The organism is Mesoflavibacter profundi, from assembly GCF_014764305.1.
In the GTDB taxonomy this organism is placed as follows: Bacteria; Bacteroidota; Bacteroidia; order Flavobacteriales; family Flavobacteriaceae; genus Mesoflavibacter; species Mesoflavibacter profundi.
Genome location: NZ_CP061703.1, coordinates 1,677,028 through 1,697,897 on the forward strand (window position 1 = coordinate 1,677,028; position 20,870 = coordinate 1,697,897).

Here is a 20,870-nt window from a genome sequence, read left to right on the forward strand (position 1 = left end):
TTTGAATACAAATCAACATAGTTTTTATAAATCTGCGCTATCTAATCTGCTAACCACCTTTTTCTTTCTTTTTAGTATTGTAATAGTAGCTCAAGAAACTCCAGAAACTGTTACAGATAGTACAAAAACAGGTTACAGTTTAGGGCAAATGCAAATGCCTAATCCTAATAGTATAGTTTCTAAATATACGTATGATCCAGTAACAGATAGATATATTTATACAGAGTCTGTTGGACAATTTAATATTAATTATCCAGTAATATTAACTCCGCAAGAATATCAATCTATTGTGGACCAAGAAAATATGCAATCTTATTACAAAGAAAAGATAGATGCATATGATGGAAAAAAAGAAAACTCGGAAGAAGCTCAAAAAAATTTATTGCCTGAATTTTATGTCAACTCAGGTTTTTTTGAAAGTATATTTGGCGGTAATACAATAGAATTTATCCCTCAAGGATCTGTAGAGATGGATTTAGGTGTTTTATTTACAAAGCAAGATAATCCATCATTTTCACCTCGTAATAGAAGAAACTTTACCTTCGATTTTGACCAACGTATAAGTCTAAGTATGTTAGGTAAAGTAGGTACAAGATTGCAAGTAAATGCTAATTACGATACACAATCTACTTTTGATTTTCAAAACTTAATAAAATTAGAATATACACCTACAGAAGATGATATAATTCAAAAAATAGAAGTAGGTAATGTAAACATGCCAATTAACAGCTCTTTAATTTCTGGAGCACAAAGTTTATTTGGTGTAAAAACCCAATTAAAATTTGGTAACACAACAATTACTGGTGTATTCTCTGACCAAAGATCAGACACAAGATCTGTTGTTGCACAAGGTGGAGGAACTTTAGACGAATTTGAGTTTTTTATTAGAGATTATGATGAAAATAGGCACTTTTTCTTATCGCATTATTTTAGAGATAATTATGATAAAGCGTTAGAAAATTACCCGTTTATCAATAATAATATTCAAATAACTAGAATAGAAGTTTGGGTTACAAACAGAAGTAATTCTACAGAAAATGTAAGAAATATTGTAGCATTCCAAGATTTAGCCGAAACTTCTAAAATAGGAAATACAGGTGTTGCTGTTTATCAAGGTCCAAATGCATATCCAGACAACGGTAATAACGGTTTAGATCCAACAATAATTGGTCAAGCAACATCTCAACTTACAAACGCAGTAAGAGACATTGCTACTGTACAAAACGGTATAACAATTCCAGGATTTAATGAAGGGTTTGATTATGCAAAACAAGAAAATACTAGAAAATTAATAGAAGGACAAGAATATACGTTAAATACTCAATTAGGGTATATTTCTTTAAATCAAAGGTTAAATAATGACGAAGTATTAGCAGTAGCTTACCAATATACGGTTGGCGGACAAGTTTTTCAAGTAGGAGAATTTGCTAACGATGGATTAGAAGCAACAGATGTAAATACAAATTCTCAAGGACAAGTAACCAGTGTAACAAACAATGCATTAATATTAAAATTACTTAAAAGTAGTATAACTAGTGTATCGCAACCTATTTGGGATTTAATGATGAAAAACATCTACGATACTGGTGCATATCAATTAACACAAGAAGATTTTAAATTAAATATATTTTATAACGAATCTGCTCCGTTAAACTACATTACACCAGTAGATGGAACATCGTTTCCGTTATTCGATCCAGATAATAATCCGTCTACAGAAAATGTTCCAATTCCAGAAACAACATTACTAAGATTATTCAATTTTGATCGATTAAATTTTAACAACGATCCACAAGCAAACGGAGATGGTTTCTTCGATTTTGTGCCAAATATTACAGTAATACCTCAAAATGGTAAAATCGTATTTACAAAAGTAGAACCATTTGGTCGTTATTTATTTGATATTTTAGACGATGATGGTAATCAGGCAGATAACGCAGCAGATTATGAAGATGAAACCTACACCAACCCAAACCAAGAAAAATACGTTTACGATTTATTATATAAGGCTACAAAAACAGCAGCTTTAGACGAGTCTCAAAAAAATAAATTCTTAATAAAAGGTCGCTATAAATCGTCTGGAGGAGACGGAATACCAATTGGCGGATTTAATGTTCCAAGAGGATCAGTAAGAGTACAAGCAGGAGGAAGAGTTTTAGTAGAAGGTGTAGATTATACCGTAAATTATCAATTAGGACGTGTATATATTTTAGATGAAAGTTTAAAAGCATCTAACACTCCAATACAAGTTTCAACAGAAAACAACTCGATATTTGGTCAGCAAACAAAACGATTTACAGGTATAAATGTAGAACATCGTTTTAGTGATAATTTTGTAGTTGGAGCAACATATTTAAATTTAAATGAGCGTCCAATAACACAAAAAGCCAATTATGGTACAGAGCCAATAAATAATACAATATTAGGCTTTAACGGAAACTACTCTACAGAAGTACCATTTTTTACAAGATTAGTAAATAAACTTCCAAATATAGATACAGATGCACCATCTAATTTATCTGTAAGAGGTGATTTTGCCTATTTATTACCAGGAGCACCAAAAGGAACAAGTTTTAATGGTGAAGCTACATCTTATATAGACGATTTTGAAGGTACACAAAACGGAATTGATTTAAAATCACCGCAATCTTGGACATTATCAAGTAGACCATTAAATTTAAATAATGTCACGACGTTTGATGGAGTTGGAATAGAAAACGGCTATGGTAGAGCGCAATTAAACTGGTATACTATAGATCCAATTTTTTACGGTAGCCAAAGACCAACAGGGATATCAGACGATGATATGTCAAGTCTTTACACAAGTCGTGTATTTGTAAACGAATTATTTCCAGAGCAAGATATAGCGCAAGGACAAACTACGGTTATAAACACATTAGATTTAGCCTATTATCCAGAAGAAAGAGGTCCTTATAATTTCGAACCAGGATCTGAAAACGGAAATACAGTTAATCCCCAAAATAGTTGGGCAGGAATAACACGACAAATCACTTCTACAGATTTTGAACAATCTAATGTAGAATATATCGAGTTTTGGCTTCAAGATCCATTTCAAGAAAACCCATCAAATCCTGGAGGAAAACTGTTTATAAACTTAGGAAGTATATCAGAAGATATTTTAAAAGATGGTCGTAAACAATACGAAAACGGATTACCACAAGATGGTAATATAAGTTTATTACCTCAAACAGATTATCAATCTGTAGTGCCTCAAAATCAAGCATTAATTTATGCGTTTGATACAACAGGACAAGAGCGTACTAACCAAGATGTTGGGTTAGATGGTTATGACGATGCAGAAGAGGCTATTAATTTTCCATCTGCATTCTCAAGTTTAGAAGATCCAGCAAAAGATAATTATTCATATTATTTAAATACTGAAGGTGGTATTTTTGATAGATATAAACTATACAATGGTGTAGATGGTAACTCACCAGATATTTTTAGTGACACCAATAGAGGATCTACAACTCAACCAGATGTAGAAGATGTGAACAGAGATAATACTATGAATACAATAGATAGTTATTATCAATACGAGTTAGATATCACACCAGCAACTTTAAACATAGATAACCAATACATCGTAGATACCAAAAACGTAACAGATAATAACAATCCACGTGTGTTACCAAATGGTGATACAGCTTATCCAAGATGGTATCAATTTAGAATTCCTGTAAGTGCAGGAGAAGCAATTAACGGAATTACAGATTTAAGATCAATTAGGTTTACTAGAATGTTTTTAAATCAATTCCAAGAACAAACTGTATTACGATTTGGAACTTTAGATTTAGTAAGAAGTGATTGGAGACGATTTAAATTAGCTTTAGATGGCGGACCAACAGATCCAAACTTTGAAGATACAGATTTTAGTGTTGGAGCAGTTAGTACACAAGAAAACGATGGAAGTTATGTGTCGCCACCAAGCGTAGTACCAGAACAATTAAATAACAACAATACAATTGTAAGACAAAACGAACAATCTCTAGTTGTAAAAGTCTGTGATCTAGAAGCAAAAGATGCAAGAGCAGTATTCAAAAACATATCAGTAGACATGCGTCAATTTAAAAAACTGAGAATGTTTATGCATGCTAGACAAGGTGAAACTCCAGGATTGTCCGATAATGAATTAGTTGGTTTTATAAGAATGGGTAATGATTTAACCGAAAATTATTACCAAATAGAAATTCCTCTTGAAGTCTACAATGGTGGTGGATCTGCAGAAGATTATTGGCCTTCAGTAAATGAAATTAACTTAAAACTAGAAGTTTTACAGCGTATAAAATCTCTAGGAATTAGTAACCAAACTTTAACTAACGGCGATCCTAGTTTTTATGATGTAGTTGGTGATGATTTAATAGAAGTGCCTTTAGCAAACCAATTTGAAGGTTATGTTGCAGGTCAACATCGTGTAGCCATAAAAGGTAATCCTAATTTTGGAGATATTAGAACACTTATGGTTGGTGTTAAAAATGCTACAAATAACGATTTATGTGGTGATGTATGGTTTAACGAGCTTAGACTGTCTGACATGGATAACGAAGGTGGTTGGGCAGCAGTAATGAGTGTAGACACCAACTTAGCAGATTTTGCAAATGTAAGTGCAACAGGAAGAATGAGTACTTCTGGATTTGGAGATATTAATCAAGGTCCAAGTGAAAGAAGTCTTGAAGATGTTAAACAATACGATGTTGTAACAAATGTAAATGTAGGACAGCTTTTACCAAAAAAATGGGGATTACAAATACCATTTAATTATGGTCAAGGTGTAGAAGTAGTAACACCTAAATACGATCAGCAATACGAAGATTTAGAACTTCAAACAAGAATAGATGAAGCAGCAGATCAAGAAGAACAAGATAAGATTCTAGAACAATCTGAAGAATATACAAAACGTAAAAGCATAAACTTTATAGGTGTAAAGAAAAATAGAACAGGCGAAAGTAAACCTCGTTTTTACGATGTAGAAAATTTAACACTAAACTATTCTTATAATAAAACTGAACATAGAGATTTCGAAATTCAAAATTCTGTAGACAAACAAGTAAGAGCAGGTGTTAATTATGCATATAATTTCGAGCCAAAAATAATTGAGCCTTTTAAGAAAAACGATTCTTTATTTACAGGTAAATATTGGCAAATTTTAAAAGATTTTAATGTAAACTTATTACCAGCAAGTTTTACTGTAAATACAGATTTAAATAGACAATATAATAGACAAAAGTTTAGAGATGTAGATTTAGGAGGCGCAAATATTGGGTTAGAAGAATTGTACAGACGTAATTACACTTTCGATTACCAGTATAACGTTAACTGGAATCTAACAAAATCATTACAATTCAATTTATCTGCATCAAATAATAACATTGTCAGAAACTATTTCAAGGATAACATAGTTAACGGAGAACCAGATCCATTATTAGATGTTTGGGACGGATTTTTTGATTTTGGTGACCCAAATAGACAACAACAACAAATAGGAATTAATTATGAAATTCCGTTTAGCAAAATTCCAACACTTAATTTTATAAAAGCAACCTATAGCTATTCTGGATTATACCAGTGGCAAAAAGGCTCTGATTTGTTTGGAGAAATTTATTATGAAGCAGATGATAGTTATTACGATTTAGGTAATTCTATTTCAAACGGTAATACACATAATATAAATTCAACTTTAGACATGAATAAGTTGTATAAATATTTAGGTATTGCTAAAAAACGAAATGTACGAAGAGGTAACAAAGTTAGTCGTGTAAGTCGTAACTCAGCTCCACCAAGTAAAAACCAAGAAAACCCAGCAAAACCAGTTGCTAAAAAAGGTGATGGATTTGCATCTAAACTTGGTAATTTTGGAATTGGTTTATTAACTTCAGTTAAAAGAATTCAAGCTGTTTATAGCGAAACAAATGGTACATATTTACCAGGTTATTTACAAACACCAGGCTTTTTAGGAACATCAAAACCTACGTTAGGATATACATTAGGAAGTCAAAGAGATGTTAGAGATCTAGCAGCAAGAAACGGTTGGTTAACATTGTTCCCAGAATTCAACCAGCAATACACGACAAACCAAACTAAACAATTAGATTTATCTGCTAATTTAGAGCCAATAAATGATCTAAAAATAGATTTAGTAGGATTTAGAACTTATGCAGAAAATTATACCGAAAACTATAGAATAGAAAATGATCAATACGTATCATTAACACCAAATACTTACGGTAACTTTAGTATTTCTACGTTTACACTACCAACTGCGTTTTCTAAAAGTGACGAGGTTAGCTCGGAAGCATTTAATGCATTTAGAACCAATAGAATCCAAATCGCAAAACGACTAGCTTCACAACAAGGAATAAACGTAAATGATCCAGCAAATTTAGATGAAGAAGGTTATCCAAAAGGATTTGGAAAAACAAGTCAGCAAGTATTATTACCAGCTTTTGTAAGTGCTTATACAGGAAAAAGTCCAGATAAAACACCATTAGGAGCATTAAGAGATGTACCAATTCCTAATTGGGATTTAAAGTACACTGGATTTATGAAGATGAATTGGTTTAAAAAACGATTTAAAAGATTCTCTTTGACACACGGTTATAGATCTACGTATACAGTACAACAATTTAGAACAAACTTAGATTATTCGCCAATAGATTACACTTTAGATTACGATTCACAACCAAACCAATCGTTAGATCAAGCAGGTAACTTTAAATCAAAAAACTTACTTAGTGGTGTAACGTTAACAGAAATGTTTAGCCCATTATTTAGGTTTGATATGGAGATGAAAAATTCTGTTAGAGTATTATTAGAAATGAAAAAAGACAGGTTGTTATCATTAAGTTTTGATAATAATCTAATGACAGAAATTGCAGGCAACGAATATGTAGTAGGATTAGGATATCGATTAAAAGACGTTAGAATAAAATCTAAATTAGCAGGTCCAAGACGATCAATAGTTTCAGATTTAATAATGTCTGCAGACGTATCTGTAAGAGATAATAAAACAATAATAAGATATCTAGATGTAGATAATAACCAAATCACTAACGGACAAACTATTTGGGGATTAAAGTATAATGCAGAATATGCATTTAGTCGTAACTTAACAGGAATATTTTATTTTGATTATACATTCTCAGAGTACGCGATATCTACAGCATTTCCGCAAACTACGATACGATCAGGATTAACATTACGATATAATTTCGGAAATTAATAAAACACTGTTTGAAATTACTACCCATTTAAATACATTTGTAGCAACTAAATAAAAACACAATGAATATCCCAGCAGAATTAAAATATACAAAAGACCACGAGTGGATTAAAGTAGATGGCGATCAAATAACAGTAGGAATTACAGACTTTGCACAAAGTGAGTTAGGAGACATCGTATACGTAGAAGTAGAAACTTTAGATGAAATCTTAGAAGCAGAAGAAGTTTTTGGTACTGTAGAAGCTGTAAAAACAGTGTCAGATTTATTTTTACCAGTTGCAGGAGAAATAATAGAGTTTAATGAAACTTTAGAAGACGAGCCAGAAAAGGTAAATACAGATCCTTACGGTGATGGTTGGATGATTAAAGTAAAAGTATCAAACGTTTCAGATCTTGATAGCTTATTATCTGCAGAAGATTACAAAGCAATTATTGGTGCATAAATTATTAGCTTTTGCTAGCATACCGTATACCATTTTGTTAACAGTATTAAGCCTGTTACCTCAAGTTGGTCCTTCAAACATGCCTAGTAATAGTGACAAAGTATTTCATACAATAGCTTACTTTATATTTACCATAGTTTGGTATTTATTTTTTACTTATAAAAATAAGATAAGTACAAAAAAAGCAATAATTATAACAGTAATTTATGCTATAGTATTTGGCATAATAATTGAAATATTACAACACACATTAACACAATATCGCCAAGCAGATATTAACGATGTTATAGCCAATACATTAGGCGCAATATTAGCGGTGTTAATAATAAAATTAGTATTAAAGATTAACGTTAAATATAATTAATACCTTGTTTTTTTAACAAATAAATAGTTATTTTAGCGTTCAGTAAAATTTACAAATATGGAACCAAAGAAAAATCCAGAAGCAAATGTAGGACGTAACAGTAGTCTTTACTTAGCAGTTGGTCTAGCATTAATGATGTTTTTAGCATACACAGCTATTAACTACAAGACTTACGATAAAGAAGTAATTGACATAGGTCAACTAAATCTAGAAGACGAAATTGAAGAAGAAATTCCAATTACTGAAATCCAAAATACGCCTCCGCCACCACCGCCACCACCAGCAGCTCCAGAAGTAATTGAAGTTGTAGAAGATGAGGAAGAAGTGGAAGAGACAGTTATAGAATCTACAGAAACTACACAAGAAGAAGTAATCGTAGAAGTAGAAGAAGTAGAAGTAGAAGAAGTAGAAGAAGTTATAGAAGACGTACCATTCTCAATTATCGAAAACGTACCAGTATTTCCAGGTTGTGAAAGCGGTAATAACGATGCAAAAAGAAAATGTATGTCAGATAAGATTAACAAATTTGTACAACGTAACTTTAATACAGATTTAGCACAAGATTTAGGGTTAGACTCTGGTATAAAAAGAATATTTGTATCATTTAAGGTAGATACTCAAGGTAATATTGTTGGAATTAGATCTAGAGCTCCGCATCCTAAATTAGAGCAAGAAGCAGCTAGAGTAATTAATAAATTACCAAAGATGAAACCAGGAAAACAAAGAGGTAAGCCAGTAAATGTACCATATTCTTTACCAATTACTTTTAAAGTAGAATAATACAATTTCCATATAAATTTAAAAATCCCGTTACTTACGTAGCGGGATTTTTGTTTTTGGTATGTTTATTGTGACTATTTCATAATATTAACATTTAAACTTAATTAATTATGGAAAAATTTAAAAACAACAAGATTCTCGATCGCCAAACAGAGAAAAATGTGTTAAAGTCGCAAAAACATGATGTAAATTTACAAAAAAACACCGTCTTATATTTTCAAATAGGGCTAATATTGTGTTTGCTTGGTGTATATGGCGCTTTAGAAATGAAGTTTGAAACAACATCTCATCCAGATATTGTGATGGATGAAGATGTGCAGTTTGAAGAGTTTTCTTTAGATAAGTTAAACTTTACAATTGAAGAACCTCAAAAAGTAGAACAAACTCAAAAAGTAGAGTTGCCCAAAGAGCTAATCGATATTGTTGAGGTACCAGATGATACACCAGACAAATTGATAACAGACAATATTGTTACTGATACTAATCCTAAACCACAAAAAAACATTAATCCTAACGACTTTTTTGTAGAAAAGCCTATAGAAGATATACCGGAAATAGTAAATGTTAATTTTGTAGAGCAAGTACCTATTTATCCTGGTTGCGAAAATCAAACTACAAATCTTGAGCGTAAAAAATGCTTATCAGAGCAGCTCTCTAAGTTAGTGAGAAAAAAGTTTGATACAGGTTTAGGGACAGAATTAGGATTAAAAGAAGGTGTTCAAAAAATATATGTAAACTTTAAGATAGATACTAATGGTAAGGCGCACGTATTAAAAACTAGAGCAGCACATCCTAAGTTAGAAGAAGAAGCAAAAAAAGTAGTTGGTCAAATACCAACAATGCAACCTGGTAAACAAGGAAATAATAATGTGTCAGTTTTATATACCTTGCCTATTGCTTTTCAGGTTAAGTATTAATTTAATGTTTATCTAAATCTAAAGTCGTTATCTTGTGTAACGACTTTTTTTTTGGGTTAAAAGTGTTATAAAAAAAGCATTATCTTTCGGCAAAATAAAAAAACTATTAAATGAAATCTTTCATTTTACTTTCAATACTATTTATTTCATCTTTAAGTGTAGCACAGCAAGACAACTATGTCACGACGTCTCCAAAGTTTAATGCTTGTGAGGAGTTAAATGCTGAAGCTTTAGAGAATTGTTTTAATCAAGAAGTTTTCAATTTTATATATTCTAATTTTAAATATCCTCAAGATGTCCAAAAGTACTATTCTGGAGAGATTAGAGTTGTGTTTGAAGTTTCTAAAACAGGAAACTTTAAAACATTATTCGTGCAATCTCAATTCGAGAGTTTAAAAAATGAAACAAACAGAGTTTTTGATAGTATACCACAAATACAACCAGCAACATATAATGGTAATCCTACATTTAAGCAGTATTCGATGTCTATTTATTTGCCATTAAATGCAGATAATATTCCGCCTAAATTATCTAATCCAAAACAATTAGAGACCAAACCAGCAATAAATAAAATTGAAGAGTTAACAGCTTTAGAACAAAAAGCAAAAGCCGAATTTGATAGTGTTCAAAAAGCAGTAGTTAATTATCAAAATAAAGCTTATCAAAGTCAAATAAATATTCCATTTAGTCACGAAAATTATTTTAGGTTTGATAGAGCTATTAATTTAGTTGGCACAAATAGTCATACTGCTTCAAAACCATATATGTATGAAGATCTGGTGAATTATTATGATTTTGTTTCAGAAAATGAAGCTTTAAAACAAGACAGACAAACTTGGTCTGGTAAAAAAATATGGAACGAGCATTTAGTCCAACTACAAGGTAAAGACTATTGGTTTACTTTAGATCCTATTTTTGATCTTCAATTAGGAAAAGATACAGATGCGGATTTTAATACTACTTACAATAATACAAGAGGCGTGTATATACAAGGTGGATTAGGTAAAAAGTTTAGTTTTTCGGCATCTGTCTTTGAAAACCAAGGAAGATTTGCCCAATATTATAATCAATATGCAGAGTCATTAAAAGCTTTTGGGCCAGATCCAGCTATAATACCAGGTCGTGGTATTGCAAAAAGATTTAAAGAAGACGCTTATGATTATCCTGTTGCAGAAGGTTATCTATCTTATTCTCCAGCAAAATTTATTAATATTCAATTTGGACACGGAAAACAATTTATAGGTGATGGTTACCGTAGTTTATTACAAAGTGATGTAGCCTCACCATATCCTTATTTAAAATTGAATACAAAATTTTGGAAAATTAAATACACAAATACTTGGACTTGGTTAAAAGATGTGAGACCAGAAGCTGTAGAAAATGATGCTTTTAGGACAAAATATATTGCAAATCATTTTTTAAGTTGGAATGTATCAAAACGATTAAATTTAGGATTGTTTGAATCTGTAATTTGGGAAAATACAAACGATAGAGGATTTGATATAAATTATTTAAATCCAGTAATATTTTTTAGAGCTATAGAATTTGAAACAGGTCAAGGCGCAGGAAATGCTATTTTAGGAGCTTCAGGTAAGTATAAATTTAATGACAACGTAAATGTTTACGGTCAATTTATATTAGATGAATTTTCTCTAAACGATGTAAAAGCAGGTGAAAAAAGTTGGAAAAACAAGTATGGTTTTCAGTTAGGTGCAAAATATTACAATGCTTTTAAAGTGAAGAATTTAATGTTACAGGCAGAATATAACCAGGTTAGACCTTATACTTATTCTCATAATACAATAGTCCTAAACTACGCACATAATAATCAGCCTATGGCGCATCTTTGGGGCGCAAATTTTAGAGAATTAGTATTAATAGGACGTTATCAAAAAGATCGTTGGTTTGCAGAAGCCAAATTTATAGCTGGAGTAAGAGGCTTTGATTATAATAATGATACTGATAATTTTAGTTATGGTGGAGATATTTATCGTGATTATAACGATAGACCTTTTGATACAGGCGTTAAAATAGGACAAGGGATAAAAACAACCTCAATTAACGCAAGTACACAATTAGGTTATTTAGTTAATCCTTCTTCTAACTTAAAAGCTTTTGTAAACGTAAATTATAGAAACTTTAATCCAGAAGCACAAACATTAAATGTATTTAATAATAGTACAGTTTGGGTAAATTTTGGAATAAGAACCGATTTGTTTAATTGGTATTTTGATTTATAAGTTTCAATTAAAACAGTTAAAATCCACAAGTTAAATTCCTTGTGGTTTTTTTAATTGTATAAATTGGGTAAAAATAACAATTAGCAGTATCTTTGCGCCAGCAAAAATTACGCTTCAATTTTGAGTACAACAACATCGGCAATTAAACATTCTGCAATTTCAGATTTTAAAGAAATCACAAAAATGCGTTTATCATTAAGCGTCGTGTTTTCTTCTATAGCAGGATATTTGTTAGGCGCAGATACCATAAGTTTTAAAATTTTATTACTACTTGCTTTAGGCGGTTATTTTATGGTTGGTGCAAGTAACGCATTTAATCAAATCATAGAGAAAGATTTAGATGCTTTAATGTTACGTACCAAAAATAGACCAGTAGCTTCTGGTAGAATGACTGTAAATACAGCTTTTGTAATTGCTTGTGTGTTCACAATATTAGGAATTATAATATTGTATACAATTAATCAACAAACAGCAATGTTTGGCGCAATTTCAATTTTTTTATATACAAGCGTTTATACACCATTAAAAACAAAAACACCGTTATCTGTCTTTGTAGGTGCAATTCCAGGAGCAATTCCATTTATGTTAGGTTGGGTTGCAGCAACAGATGATTTTGGTATAGAGCCAGGTACATTATTTGCGCTTCAGTTTTTTTGGCAATTTCCTCATTTTTGGGCAATAGGCTGGTTTTTATTTGAAGATTATAAAAAAGGTGGCTTTTTTATGTTGCCAACAGGTAAGCAAGATAAAGGTACAGCAATACAAACAATACTATATACTATTTGGACCATATTAGTGTCTATAGTTCCTGTGTTTGGTATAACAGGGAAATTAAAATTATCAATAGTTGCTGCATTAATAGTCTTTGGTTTTGGATTATTTATGCTGTATTATGCTGTGCAACTTTACAAGAAAATGACCGAAAAAGCTGCTAAACAATTAATGTTAGCTAGCGTATTATATATAACTGTAATACAGGTTATATATGTATTAGATAAATTTATAAGAACATGGATTTAACACAAGGGACAAAACAAGATAAAAACAGTAGAGCAAAAAAAATGATGCTTTATTTTGGTATTGGAGCATTAGTCATGTCTTTTGCAGGTTGGACAAGTGCATTTATTGTTAGTAGTTCTAGACCAGATTGGCTTCAAGATTTTGTTATGCCAACACCTTTTTGGACTAGTATAGTTATCATGTTAATAAGCAGTGTAACTTTTATAATAGCAAGAAAAGCACTAGAGAAAAACAATAAAAATTTAACAACCATAATGTTAGTAGTAACATTTGTTTTAGGATTGTTTTTTGTTTTTAATCAATTTAAAGGTTTTAGTCAAATTATAGAAATGGGATATAATTTTACAGGTCCTACAAGTAATGTAACTGTAAGCTATATCTACCTTATTGCAGTCGTGCATATATTGCACGTTGCTGCAGGATTAATTCCAATTTTAGTAGTAATAATTAACCATTTAAGAGGAAAATATACACCTAACAATTATCTAGGATTTGAGTTAGCTGAAATTTTTTGGCATTTCGTTGATATATTATGGCTGTATTTATTTTTCTTCTTATACTTTTTTCTAAACTAAAAAATCAAGAATAACCTTATTTAGATGCTTTAAAATTTAGACTTTCCTATTTTTTTAACTCAATAAAATGATTATTTTTGTCACACTTTTTAACAACTAATTTAACATTATGAGCACTACAGTTGCAACAACCAATACAGAAGGTAAAACTTGGAGTGGTGGAAATGAGCCACTTAAAGCAAGTTATGGTAAAATGATGATGTGGTTTTTTATCGTAACAGATGCCTTAACATTCTCTGGTTTTTTAGCTGCGTACGGATTTTCAAGATTTAAATTTATAGATGCTTGGCCAATTGCAGACGAAGTTTTTACTCACGTCCCATTTTTACACGGTCAAGAATTACCTATGATTTATGTAGCGTTTATGACGTTTGTATTAATCATGTCTTCTGTAACTATGGTATTAGCTGTAGATGCAGGTCATCATTTAAATAAAAGTAAAGTAACTCTATACATGTTCTTAACCATTATTGGAGGTATAATCTTTGTTGGTTCTCAAGCTTGGGAATGGGCAACTTTTATTAAAGGAGATTATGGAGCAGTACAAACAAAAGGAGGAAATATTTTACAATTTGGTAAATACCAAACTAACGAAGACGGAGAACAAGTATTTAAGAGAGTAGCTGTAAGAGATTTTGTGGTTGCTTCTCCTACCGAAAGAACTAACCATGAGCGTAAAAACGGATTATGGTTTGTAGACGAAGGTACATTACCTCCTTTCCAAGTAAAAGACGTAGTTAAAGGACTAGAAGCTAATAAAGATATTTTAGTAAGAACACAGTTAATTAACGAAGAAGGTAAAAAAACAATCCTTTCAAGAGAAGCATCTTTAGCGGCTTTAAAGGATAACGGAAAAAGAGTCGTTGAAGGAGCTAACCTAGAAGTAAACGAATATGGATCACCATTATTTGCAGACTTTTTCTTCTTCATCACAGGATTTCACGGTTTTCACGTATTGTCAGGTGTAGTGATAAACATAATCATTTGGTTTAATGTAATTATTGGTACATACGAAAGACGTAAAAGCTACGAAATGGTAGAAAAAGTTGGTCTTTACTGGCACTTTGTAGATTTAGTTTGGGTATTCGTATTTACATTCTTCTACTTAGTTTAATAATATTAGAAAAGAAAAATCATGGCAGATACACATAAATTAGAAATATTTAGAGGACTAATTAAATTTAAGTCAAACACTCAAAAAATTTGGGGCGTATTAATATTATTATCTATAATCACTGCAATAGAAGTTGTTTTAGGTATATACAAGCCAGCATCTTTAGAAGCACATGTTTTAGGGATGAAAGCTTTAAACTGGATATTTATTATACTAACAATAGTTAAAGCATATTACATTACTTGGGACTTTATGCACATGAGAGACGAAACACCAGGTTTACGTCGTGCTGTAGTTTGGACCGGAATTTTCTTAATTTGCTATATGGTATTTATACTATTACAAGAAGGAGGATATGTTTTTGATGTTTACGATAAAGGATTTATCAAAAGAGATTTCTAATTCAATTTATTAGACATAAAATATAGGTAAAAGGTGGTTTTTTAAAGCCACCTTTTTTATTTTTGTAAAACAAATAAAAAAGAAAAATTATGCAGTTAAAAAAGATTAAAAAACCAGCAATTCTTAGCGTATTATTCTTTTTGCCAGTAATTTTCTTATTGTTTTTGTATCCTTCTACAAACAATTATAATCCATTACCTATTGTAAAAAATCAAGTCTTAGATTTTTCTAATTTAATGTCTACACAGACTAACGTACAATTAAAAGATCATATTACAGTATTAGGGTTTTTAGGCACAGATCCAGAATCTAAAATTGTCGAAACTTCTAATTTGAAAGAATTAATCTATGATAAATTTCAAGGTTTTAAAAAATTTCAAGTTGTAATGGTAGTTGCAAATAATGCAGAAGAAAAGACAGAACGATTAACTAAAGAGCTATCTAAATTCGAACCTTTAAAATATTGGAACTTTGTTAGTCTAGATAGTTTAGACACTGTAAAATTATTTAATAGCCTAAAATCAAGTTTAGTATTAGATAATAATCAAGCAACAAATAATGTGTTTATTATAGATAAAGATTTAAATCAAAGAGGACGATTTGATGATCGTAATAAAAGAGAAATTAAATTAAACCAGACAGAATATCCTTTGTACTCTTATGATTGTACAATGGTATCAGAACTTAAAAATAAAATGGCAGCAGAAGATTTACGTGTGCTTTTTACAGAATACAGACAAAAAAGAAAAGGAGAATTTAATTCGACAACACGTAGAGCAGACGATTTAAAAGGCACAACAAATGAGTAAAAAAGCAAACTATTCTTACGTAGGAATTTCATTTATAATTTTATTATTCGGAATCTTATTTATACCAAAAATTATAGACAGAATTTCTAATAAAGACATTAATAGAAATTACGAAAGTAGATCTGGTAGTGTTTTAAAAAACACAGAAGCACCAACTTCTGTAGATAAATTAGACTACTTGGTAATTAACGGTAAACGTAAAAAAGTTCCAAACTTTAGTTTTACAGATCAAAACGGAAATACAATTACAAATAATGATTACTTAGGAAAAGTATACATAGTAGAGTTTTTCTTTACTACATGTCCAACAATTTGTCCAAGGATGAATAGAAATTTAGTAGACATTCAAAACACATTTAAAAATGAAACCGATTTTGGCGTAGCATCTTTTAGTATTATGCCAGATACAGATACACCAGAAAAGCTTAAAGAATATGCTCAAAATTATGGTATTACTAATCCAGATTGGCATTTAATGACAGGCGATAAGCAAGATGTTTACAACCTTGCTAATATTGGATTTAATATCTTTGTAGATGTAGAAAATTTTGAACATTCTGGCGATTTTGCTTTAGTAGATAAAAACGGATTTTTAAGATCAAGAAAAGACAATTTTGGCAATCCTAAAATATTTTACAAAGGTGTGATAAGTGAACAAGAAAAAGTAGATGAAGATGGAAATCCGCAAGAAATATCAATGCTAAAAGAAGATATAGCAAAATTATTAAAAGAATAAATTAACGTCACTTTTTGGTGACTTTGAGGCCCAAAAGAAATTGTGTAAAGAAGACATTATGAATACAGAAAACCTACAAGAAGAAAAAAAGTACAACAAATGGATTGTTGCACTTTCAATCATAATACCAGTTGCAGTTGCTATACTTTTTGGAGTAAAACTAAAAGATTATGGTATAGATGTAGAACCGTTAACTTTTTTACCACCAATTTACGCAGCAATTAATGGTATTACAGCAATAGTTTTAGTGCTAGCAGTTTCTGCAATCAAAAAAGGCAAAAGGAAACAGCATGAAAATTTAATAAAATTTGCCATTACATTATCTGTGCTTTTTTTAGTTATGTATGTAGCCTATCACATGACTAGCGATTCTACTAAATATGGTGGAGAAGGTGTTTTAAGATATATTTATTTTTTCATTTTAATAACACATATACTATTATCTATAGTAGTCATACCATTTGTATTAATTACTTATGTAAGAGGAATAACTAATAATATAGAAAGACATAAAAAAATAGCAAAAATCACCTTTCCGTTATGGTTGTATGTAGCGGTTACCGGAGTTATTGTTTATATAATGATTTCGCCTTATTATGTATAATTTGTCAGTTTGAGCGCAGTCTAACCTAATAAATAATGAAACAGCCTTGATTAATTCTTAATAATACAGAAGAATAATAATTAGGATGTTCCATCTGACAATTAAAAACTATAAAAGTTAGCAGATGAAAACTAAAATTCTTTTTATAATAATATCATGTTTCTTTTTTCTAAAAAGTAACGCACAATGTGCTATGTGTCGTGCAGTTTTAGAGAACGAAGAAGGGCAATCTGCAGCAAAAGGAATTAACGACGGTATTTTATATCTAATGTCTATACCTTATATCCTAGTGTTTGGTTTAGGCTTTTTCGTGTATTGGAAATATTTTAAAGTAAAGAAGTCTTAAAACTTTAACATTTTTTTAAAGTTTAGCTTGTAACAAATCTTGTGCTTTGTAGTCTAATTGATATTGAGTAACTTCAATCAATCAAAAACCACCAATTATGCTTACAATAAAAAAGCTACACAAATCTTATCCTATTGGCGACTCAAGTCTTCATGTTTTAAAAGGAATTGATTTGCAAGTCAATGAAGGCGAAATGGTAGCCATTATGGGTTCTTCTGGTTCAGGAAAATCTACTTTACTTAATATTATTGGTATGTTAGACGAAGCAGATTTAGGCGAATACATTTTAGATGGCGTACCAATTAAAAATCTTACCGAGAAAAAAGCAGCTATTTATCGTAATAAATTTTTAGGATTTATATTTCAGTCCTTTAACCTTATTAGTTACAAAAACGCTTTAGAAAATGTAGCGTTACCACTATATTATCAAGGTCAAAAAAGAAAAGACCGTTTGGAAAAAGCCTTGTTTCATCTAGAAAAAGTAGGTTTAAAAGAATGGGCACATCACTTACCTAACGAGTTGTCTGGAGGACAAAAACAACGTGTCGCTATTGCACGCGCTTTAGCAGCAAACCCAAAACTGTTACTAGCAGATGAGCCAACAGGAGCTTTAGATACCAAAACATCTTATGAGATTATGGATTTTATCCAGTCTTTAAACGATGAAGGAAAAACAATATTAATGGTTACCCACGAAGAAGATATTGCCAATATGTGTAAACGTATTGTGCGTCTAAAAGATGGTGTAATTATGGAAGATACAGCAGTTAATCAAGTAAGAGCGTCTCAATATGTTTGATATAGATCTTTGGCGCGAGATATTTCAAAGTATCAATAAAAACCGTACTAGAAGCTTGTTGTCGGGATTTACCGTAGCATTTGCAATTCTACTTTTCGTGATACTTTTTGGTATCGCAAACGGATTAAAAAATACGTTTGCGCAAGCATTTGTAGACGATGCTACAAATTCAATTTTTATAAATACAGGATTAACAACAAAAGCCTACAAAGGGTTACAATCAGGTAGACGAATTCAATTAAAAAACGAAGATCAAAATTACATAGAAGACGAGTACGGAAATAAAATACAGTATATCACTTCAAGAATTTATAAAAATGTAAACGCTTCTTTTAGAAACGAAAAAAACACTTACAATTTAAGAGCAGTAAATCCAGATCATCAATTTTTAGAAAAAACAAAAATTAGAGATGGAAGATACATTAACCAATTGGATATAGATAACAAAGCAAAAGTTGTTGTTATAGGTAGATTGGTTGAAGAGGATTTGTTTTTAAAAACCACAGCATTAGGTAAATACATTAATTTAAGTGGTATACCTTATAAAGTTGTTGGAATTTTTACAGACGATGGTGGCGATAATGAAGAACGTATGATTTACATGCCTGTTTCTACAGCGCAACTAATTTATGGTAACAACGATTACGTAGATCAAATCAATTTAGGATACAATCCAGAATTAGACTACGATCAAGCTATAAGTTTTGGTAGAGAATTAGAAAGGGATTTAAAAAATCGATTTACAGTATCTCCAAAAGATCAACGTGCGATAAGAATTCGTAATATGGCAGAAGGTACCAAACAAGTTGGTATGATGACTTTTGGATTATCTGTAATAATTATAGTGATTGGATTTGGAACATTAATCGCTGGCGTAGTTGGTATAAGTAATATCATGATTTTTATAGTTAAAGAACGAACAAAAGAGATTGGTATACGTAAGGCATTAGGTGCATCACCAAAATCTATAATTGCAATAATACTATTAGAATCTATACTTATTACAACAATAGCAGGATACATAGGACTACTAGTTGGTGTTGGCGTATTAGAATTTATTGGTCCAGTATTAGAGCCTTACTTTATAAAAGATCCAAGTGTAAGTACAAGCTTAGTACTTAGTGCGACTATTACTTTAATAATAGCAGGATCTATTGCAGGTTATTTACCAGCAAAAAAAGCATCAAAAATAAAACCAATTGTAGCACTTAGAAACGATTAAATTATGAAGTTTTTATTTGAAAGAGATACATGGCAAGAGGTATACGAGAGTTTAAGTAAAAATAAACTTCGTACCATTTTAACCATGGTTGGTGTTTGGTGGGGAATTTTACTGCTTATTGGCTTACTTGGCGCAGCTCGCGGATTAGAAAACTCGTTTAACAGATTATTTGGTGACTTTGCAACCAACAGTGTTTTTGTTTGGGGACAAAGTACAAGCAAACCATTTAAAGGGTTTCAAGAAGGTCGTCAAGTACAATTAAGCTTAACAGATGCTAAAAAAGTAGAAGAAAATGTAGAAGGCATAGAGTTTGTTGTGCCTCGTAATCAAAATCAAGCACAAGTGGTTAGAAATTTTCTATCAGGATCATTTAGCCTAAATGGAGATTACCCTTTGTTAGATCAAGTACAGAAAAAAAAGCTAATTCACGGTAGATTTATAAATCAAAATGATATTGATAACAACCGTAAGGTCGTAGTGATTTCAGAAGAAGTTTATAAACAATTATTTGAAAAGGATGCCGAAATGATTGGTGAATACGTTCAAATAAACGACATGAATTTTAAAGTGATTGGTATGTTTCAAAACGGAAATGTAAATATGGGACCAACCAGTGATATGCATATACCGTTTACAACCTTTCAGCAAATCTACAATTTAGGAGATAGAATTGGTTGGATGATGATTACCGGTAAACCAGAATATGACATCGCTCAAATAGAACAAGATGCCAAGTTATTACTTCGCAATTTAAATAGAATTCATCCAGAAGATAATCGTGCTTTTGGTAGTTTTAACTTAGGTAAAGAGTTTAAAAAAGTAACGGGCTTTTTAGTAGGAATGCAATTTTTAACATGGTTTGTAGGAATAGCAACACTAATTGCAGGTGTTTTTGCAATTGGTAATATACTATTAATCACAGTAAAAGAACGTACAAAAGAAATTGGTGTAAGACGTGCTTTAGGTGCAACACCTTTTGAGATAAAACGACAAATATTAGTAGAAGCTGTTTTTATCACCTTATTAGCAGGAATTATAGGGATAATTTCTGGCGGATGGATTTTAATTCTATTAGACTCAGCATTTGGACAAGGTGACGAGGCTGTAATTGTTAACGCTTCTGTATCTATAGCAGTCGTATTTATCGCCTTAATCATATTAGTCATTTTAGGAACATTAATAGGATTAATACCAGCATTTAAAGCTACAAGTATAAAACCAATAGAAGCATTAAGAGAAGAATAACTAAACAATCAAAA

General features: G+C 30.9%; 17 protein-coding genes. All 17 read left to right on the plus strand.

Annotation, left to right across the window (positions count from 1 at the left end; translation table 11 throughout):
- Position 1 precedes the first annotated feature (1 nt).
- The 17 genes from sov (at position 2) to IFB02_RS07570 (ending at position 20,856) form a co-directional block, all read left to right on the plus strand.
- Positions 2-7,240: a T9SS outer membrane translocon Sov/SprA gene (gene sov, locus IFB02_RS07490; RefSeq protein WP_223878823.1), complete on the plus strand. Its 7,239-nt coding sequence runs from the start codon at positions 2-4 to the stop codon at positions 7,238-7,240.
- A gap of 62 nt (positions 7,241-7,302) precedes the next feature.
- Positions 7,303-7,683, plus strand: a complete 381-nt coding sequence (gene gcvH, locus IFB02_RS07495; RefSeq protein WP_106687360.1) for a glycine cleavage system protein GcvH — start codon at positions 7,303-7,305, stop codon at positions 7,681-7,683.
- Complete coding sequence (locus IFB02_RS07500; RefSeq protein ID WP_223878824.1) at positions 7,676-8,047, plus strand: VanZ family protein; 372 nt, start codon at positions 7,676-7,678, stop codon at positions 8,045-8,047. The genes gcvH and IFB02_RS07500 overlap by 8 nt, the downstream gene beginning before the upstream one ends.
- Before the next feature lie 57 nt (positions 8,048-8,104).
- On the plus strand, positions 8,105-8,827 hold the full coding sequence (locus tag IFB02_RS07505; RefSeq protein WP_106687359.1) for an energy transducer TonB: 723 nt from the start codon (positions 8,105-8,107) through the stop codon (positions 8,825-8,827).
- 110 nt (positions 8,828-8,937) lie between these two features.
- Positions 8,938-9,744, plus strand: a complete 807-nt coding sequence (locus IFB02_RS07510; RefSeq protein WP_106687358.1) for an energy transducer TonB — start codon at positions 8,938-8,940, stop codon at positions 9,742-9,744.
- Between the two features lie 110 nt (positions 9,745-9,854).
- Positions 9,855-11,984, plus strand: a complete 2,130-nt coding sequence (locus tag IFB02_RS07515) for a gliding motility protein RemB (RefSeq protein WP_106687357.1) — start codon at positions 9,855-9,857, stop codon at positions 11,982-11,984.
- 117 nt (positions 11,985-12,101) lie between these two features.
- Positions 12,102-13,004 carry a heme o synthase gene (gene cyoE, locus IFB02_RS07520; protein ID WP_106687356.1) on the plus strand — a complete coding sequence of 301 codons (903 nt, stop codon included), beginning with the start codon at positions 12,102-12,104 and terminating at the stop codon, positions 13,002-13,004.
- Positions 12,995-13,579 (plus strand): cytochrome c oxidase subunit 3, encoded by a 585-nt coding sequence (locus IFB02_RS07525; RefSeq protein WP_106687355.1) that lies wholly within the window; start codon positions 12,995-12,997, stop codon positions 13,577-13,579. Before cyoE ends, IFB02_RS07525 begins: the two co-directional genes overlap by 10 nt.
- 109 nt (positions 13,580-13,688) lie before the next feature.
- Complete coding sequence (locus IFB02_RS07530; protein WP_106687354.1) at positions 13,689-14,693, plus strand: cytochrome c oxidase subunit 3; 1,005 nt, start codon at positions 13,689-13,691, stop codon at positions 14,691-14,693.
- A 21-nt stretch (positions 14,694-14,714) separates the two neighbouring features.
- A complete protein-coding gene (locus IFB02_RS07535; protein ID WP_106687353.1) occupies positions 14,715-15,095 on the plus strand; it encodes a cytochrome C oxidase subunit IV family protein in 381 nt (126 codons plus the stop codon).
- A gap of 89 nt (positions 15,096-15,184) precedes the next feature.
- Positions 15,185-15,904, plus strand: a complete 720-nt coding sequence (locus tag IFB02_RS07540; RefSeq protein ID WP_191072608.1) for a hypothetical protein — start codon at positions 15,185-15,187, stop codon at positions 15,902-15,904.
- Positions 15,897-16,640, plus strand: coding sequence for an SCO family protein (locus IFB02_RS07545; protein WP_191072609.1), 744 nt, complete (start codon positions 15,897-15,899; stop codon positions 16,638-16,640). Before IFB02_RS07540 ends, IFB02_RS07545 begins: the two co-directional genes overlap by 8 nt.
- A gap of 58 nt (positions 16,641-16,698) precedes the next feature.
- Positions 16,699-17,244 carry a DUF420 domain-containing protein gene (locus IFB02_RS07550; RefSeq protein ID WP_191072610.1) on the plus strand — a complete coding sequence of 182 codons (546 nt, stop codon included), beginning with the start codon at positions 16,699-16,701 and terminating at the stop codon, positions 17,242-17,244.
- A gap of 124 nt (positions 17,245-17,368) precedes the next feature.
- Positions 17,369-17,590 (plus strand): hypothetical protein, encoded by a 222-nt coding sequence (locus IFB02_RS07555; RefSeq protein WP_191072611.1) that lies wholly within the window; start codon positions 17,369-17,371, stop codon positions 17,588-17,590.
- Positions 17,591-17,687: 97 nt separating this feature from the next.
- Positions 17,688-18,389, plus strand: a complete 702-nt coding sequence (locus IFB02_RS07560) for an ABC transporter ATP-binding protein (protein WP_106687348.1) — start codon at positions 17,688-17,690, stop codon at positions 18,387-18,389.
- Positions 18,382-19,611 (plus strand): ABC transporter permease, encoded by a 1,230-nt coding sequence (locus tag IFB02_RS07565; RefSeq protein ID WP_106687347.1) that lies wholly within the window; start codon positions 18,382-18,384, stop codon positions 19,609-19,611. Before IFB02_RS07560 ends, IFB02_RS07565 begins: the two co-directional genes overlap by 8 nt.
- A gap of 3 nt (positions 19,612-19,614) precedes the next feature.
- A complete protein-coding gene (locus IFB02_RS07570) occupies positions 19,615-20,856 on the plus strand; it encodes an ABC transporter permease (RefSeq protein ID WP_106687346.1) in 1,242 nt (413 codons plus the stop codon).
- Positions 20,857-20,870: the final 14 nt, after the last annotated feature.

Excerpts from the sequence above, each read along its gene's own strand:
- gcvH (WP_106687360.1), top strand. The coding sequence starts at position 7,303 with ATGAATATCCCAGCAGAATTAAAATATACAAAAGACCACGAGTGGATT.
- IFB02_RS07505 (WP_106687359.1), top strand. The coding sequence starts at position 8,105 with ATGGAACCAAAGAAAAATCCAGAAGCAAATGTAGGACGTAACAGTAGT.
- IFB02_RS07510 (WP_106687358.1), top strand. The coding sequence starts at position 8,938 with ATGGAAAAATTTAAAAACAACAAGATTCTCGATCGCCAAACAGAGAAA.
- IFB02_RS07515 (WP_106687357.1), top strand. The coding sequence starts at position 9,855 with ATGAAATCTTTCATTTTACTTTCAATACTATTTATTTCATCTTTAAGT.
- IFB02_RS07525 (WP_106687355.1), top strand. The coding sequence starts at position 12,995 with ATGGATTTAACACAAGGGACAAAACAAGATAAAAACAGTAGAGCAAAA.
- IFB02_RS07530 (WP_106687354.1), top strand. The coding sequence starts at position 13,689 with ATGAGCACTACAGTTGCAACAACCAATACAGAAGGTAAAACTTGGAGT.
- IFB02_RS07535 (WP_106687353.1), top strand. The coding sequence starts at position 14,715 with ATGGCAGATACACATAAATTAGAAATATTTAGAGGACTAATTAAATTT.
- IFB02_RS07540 (WP_191072608.1), top strand. The coding sequence starts at position 15,185 with ATGCAGTTAAAAAAGATTAAAAAACCAGCAATTCTTAGCGTATTATTC.
- IFB02_RS07545 (WP_191072609.1), top strand. The coding sequence starts at position 15,897 with ATGAGTAAAAAAGCAAACTATTCTTACGTAGGAATTTCATTTATAATT.
- IFB02_RS07550 (WP_191072610.1), top strand. The coding sequence starts at position 16,699 with ATGAATACAGAAAACCTACAAGAAGAAAAAAAGTACAACAAATGGATT.
- IFB02_RS07555 (WP_191072611.1), top strand. The coding sequence starts at position 17,369 with ATGAAAACTAAAATTCTTTTTATAATAATATCATGTTTCTTTTTTCTA.
- IFB02_RS07560 (WP_106687348.1), top strand. The coding sequence starts at position 17,688 with ATGCTTACAATAAAAAAGCTACACAAATCTTATCCTATTGGCGACTCA.
- IFB02_RS07565 (WP_106687347.1), top strand. The coding sequence starts at position 18,382 with ATGTTTGATATAGATCTTTGGCGCGAGATATTTCAAAGTATCAATAAA.
- IFB02_RS07570 (WP_106687346.1), top strand. The coding sequence starts at position 19,615 with ATGAAGTTTTTATTTGAAAGAGATACATGGCAAGAGGTATACGAGAGT.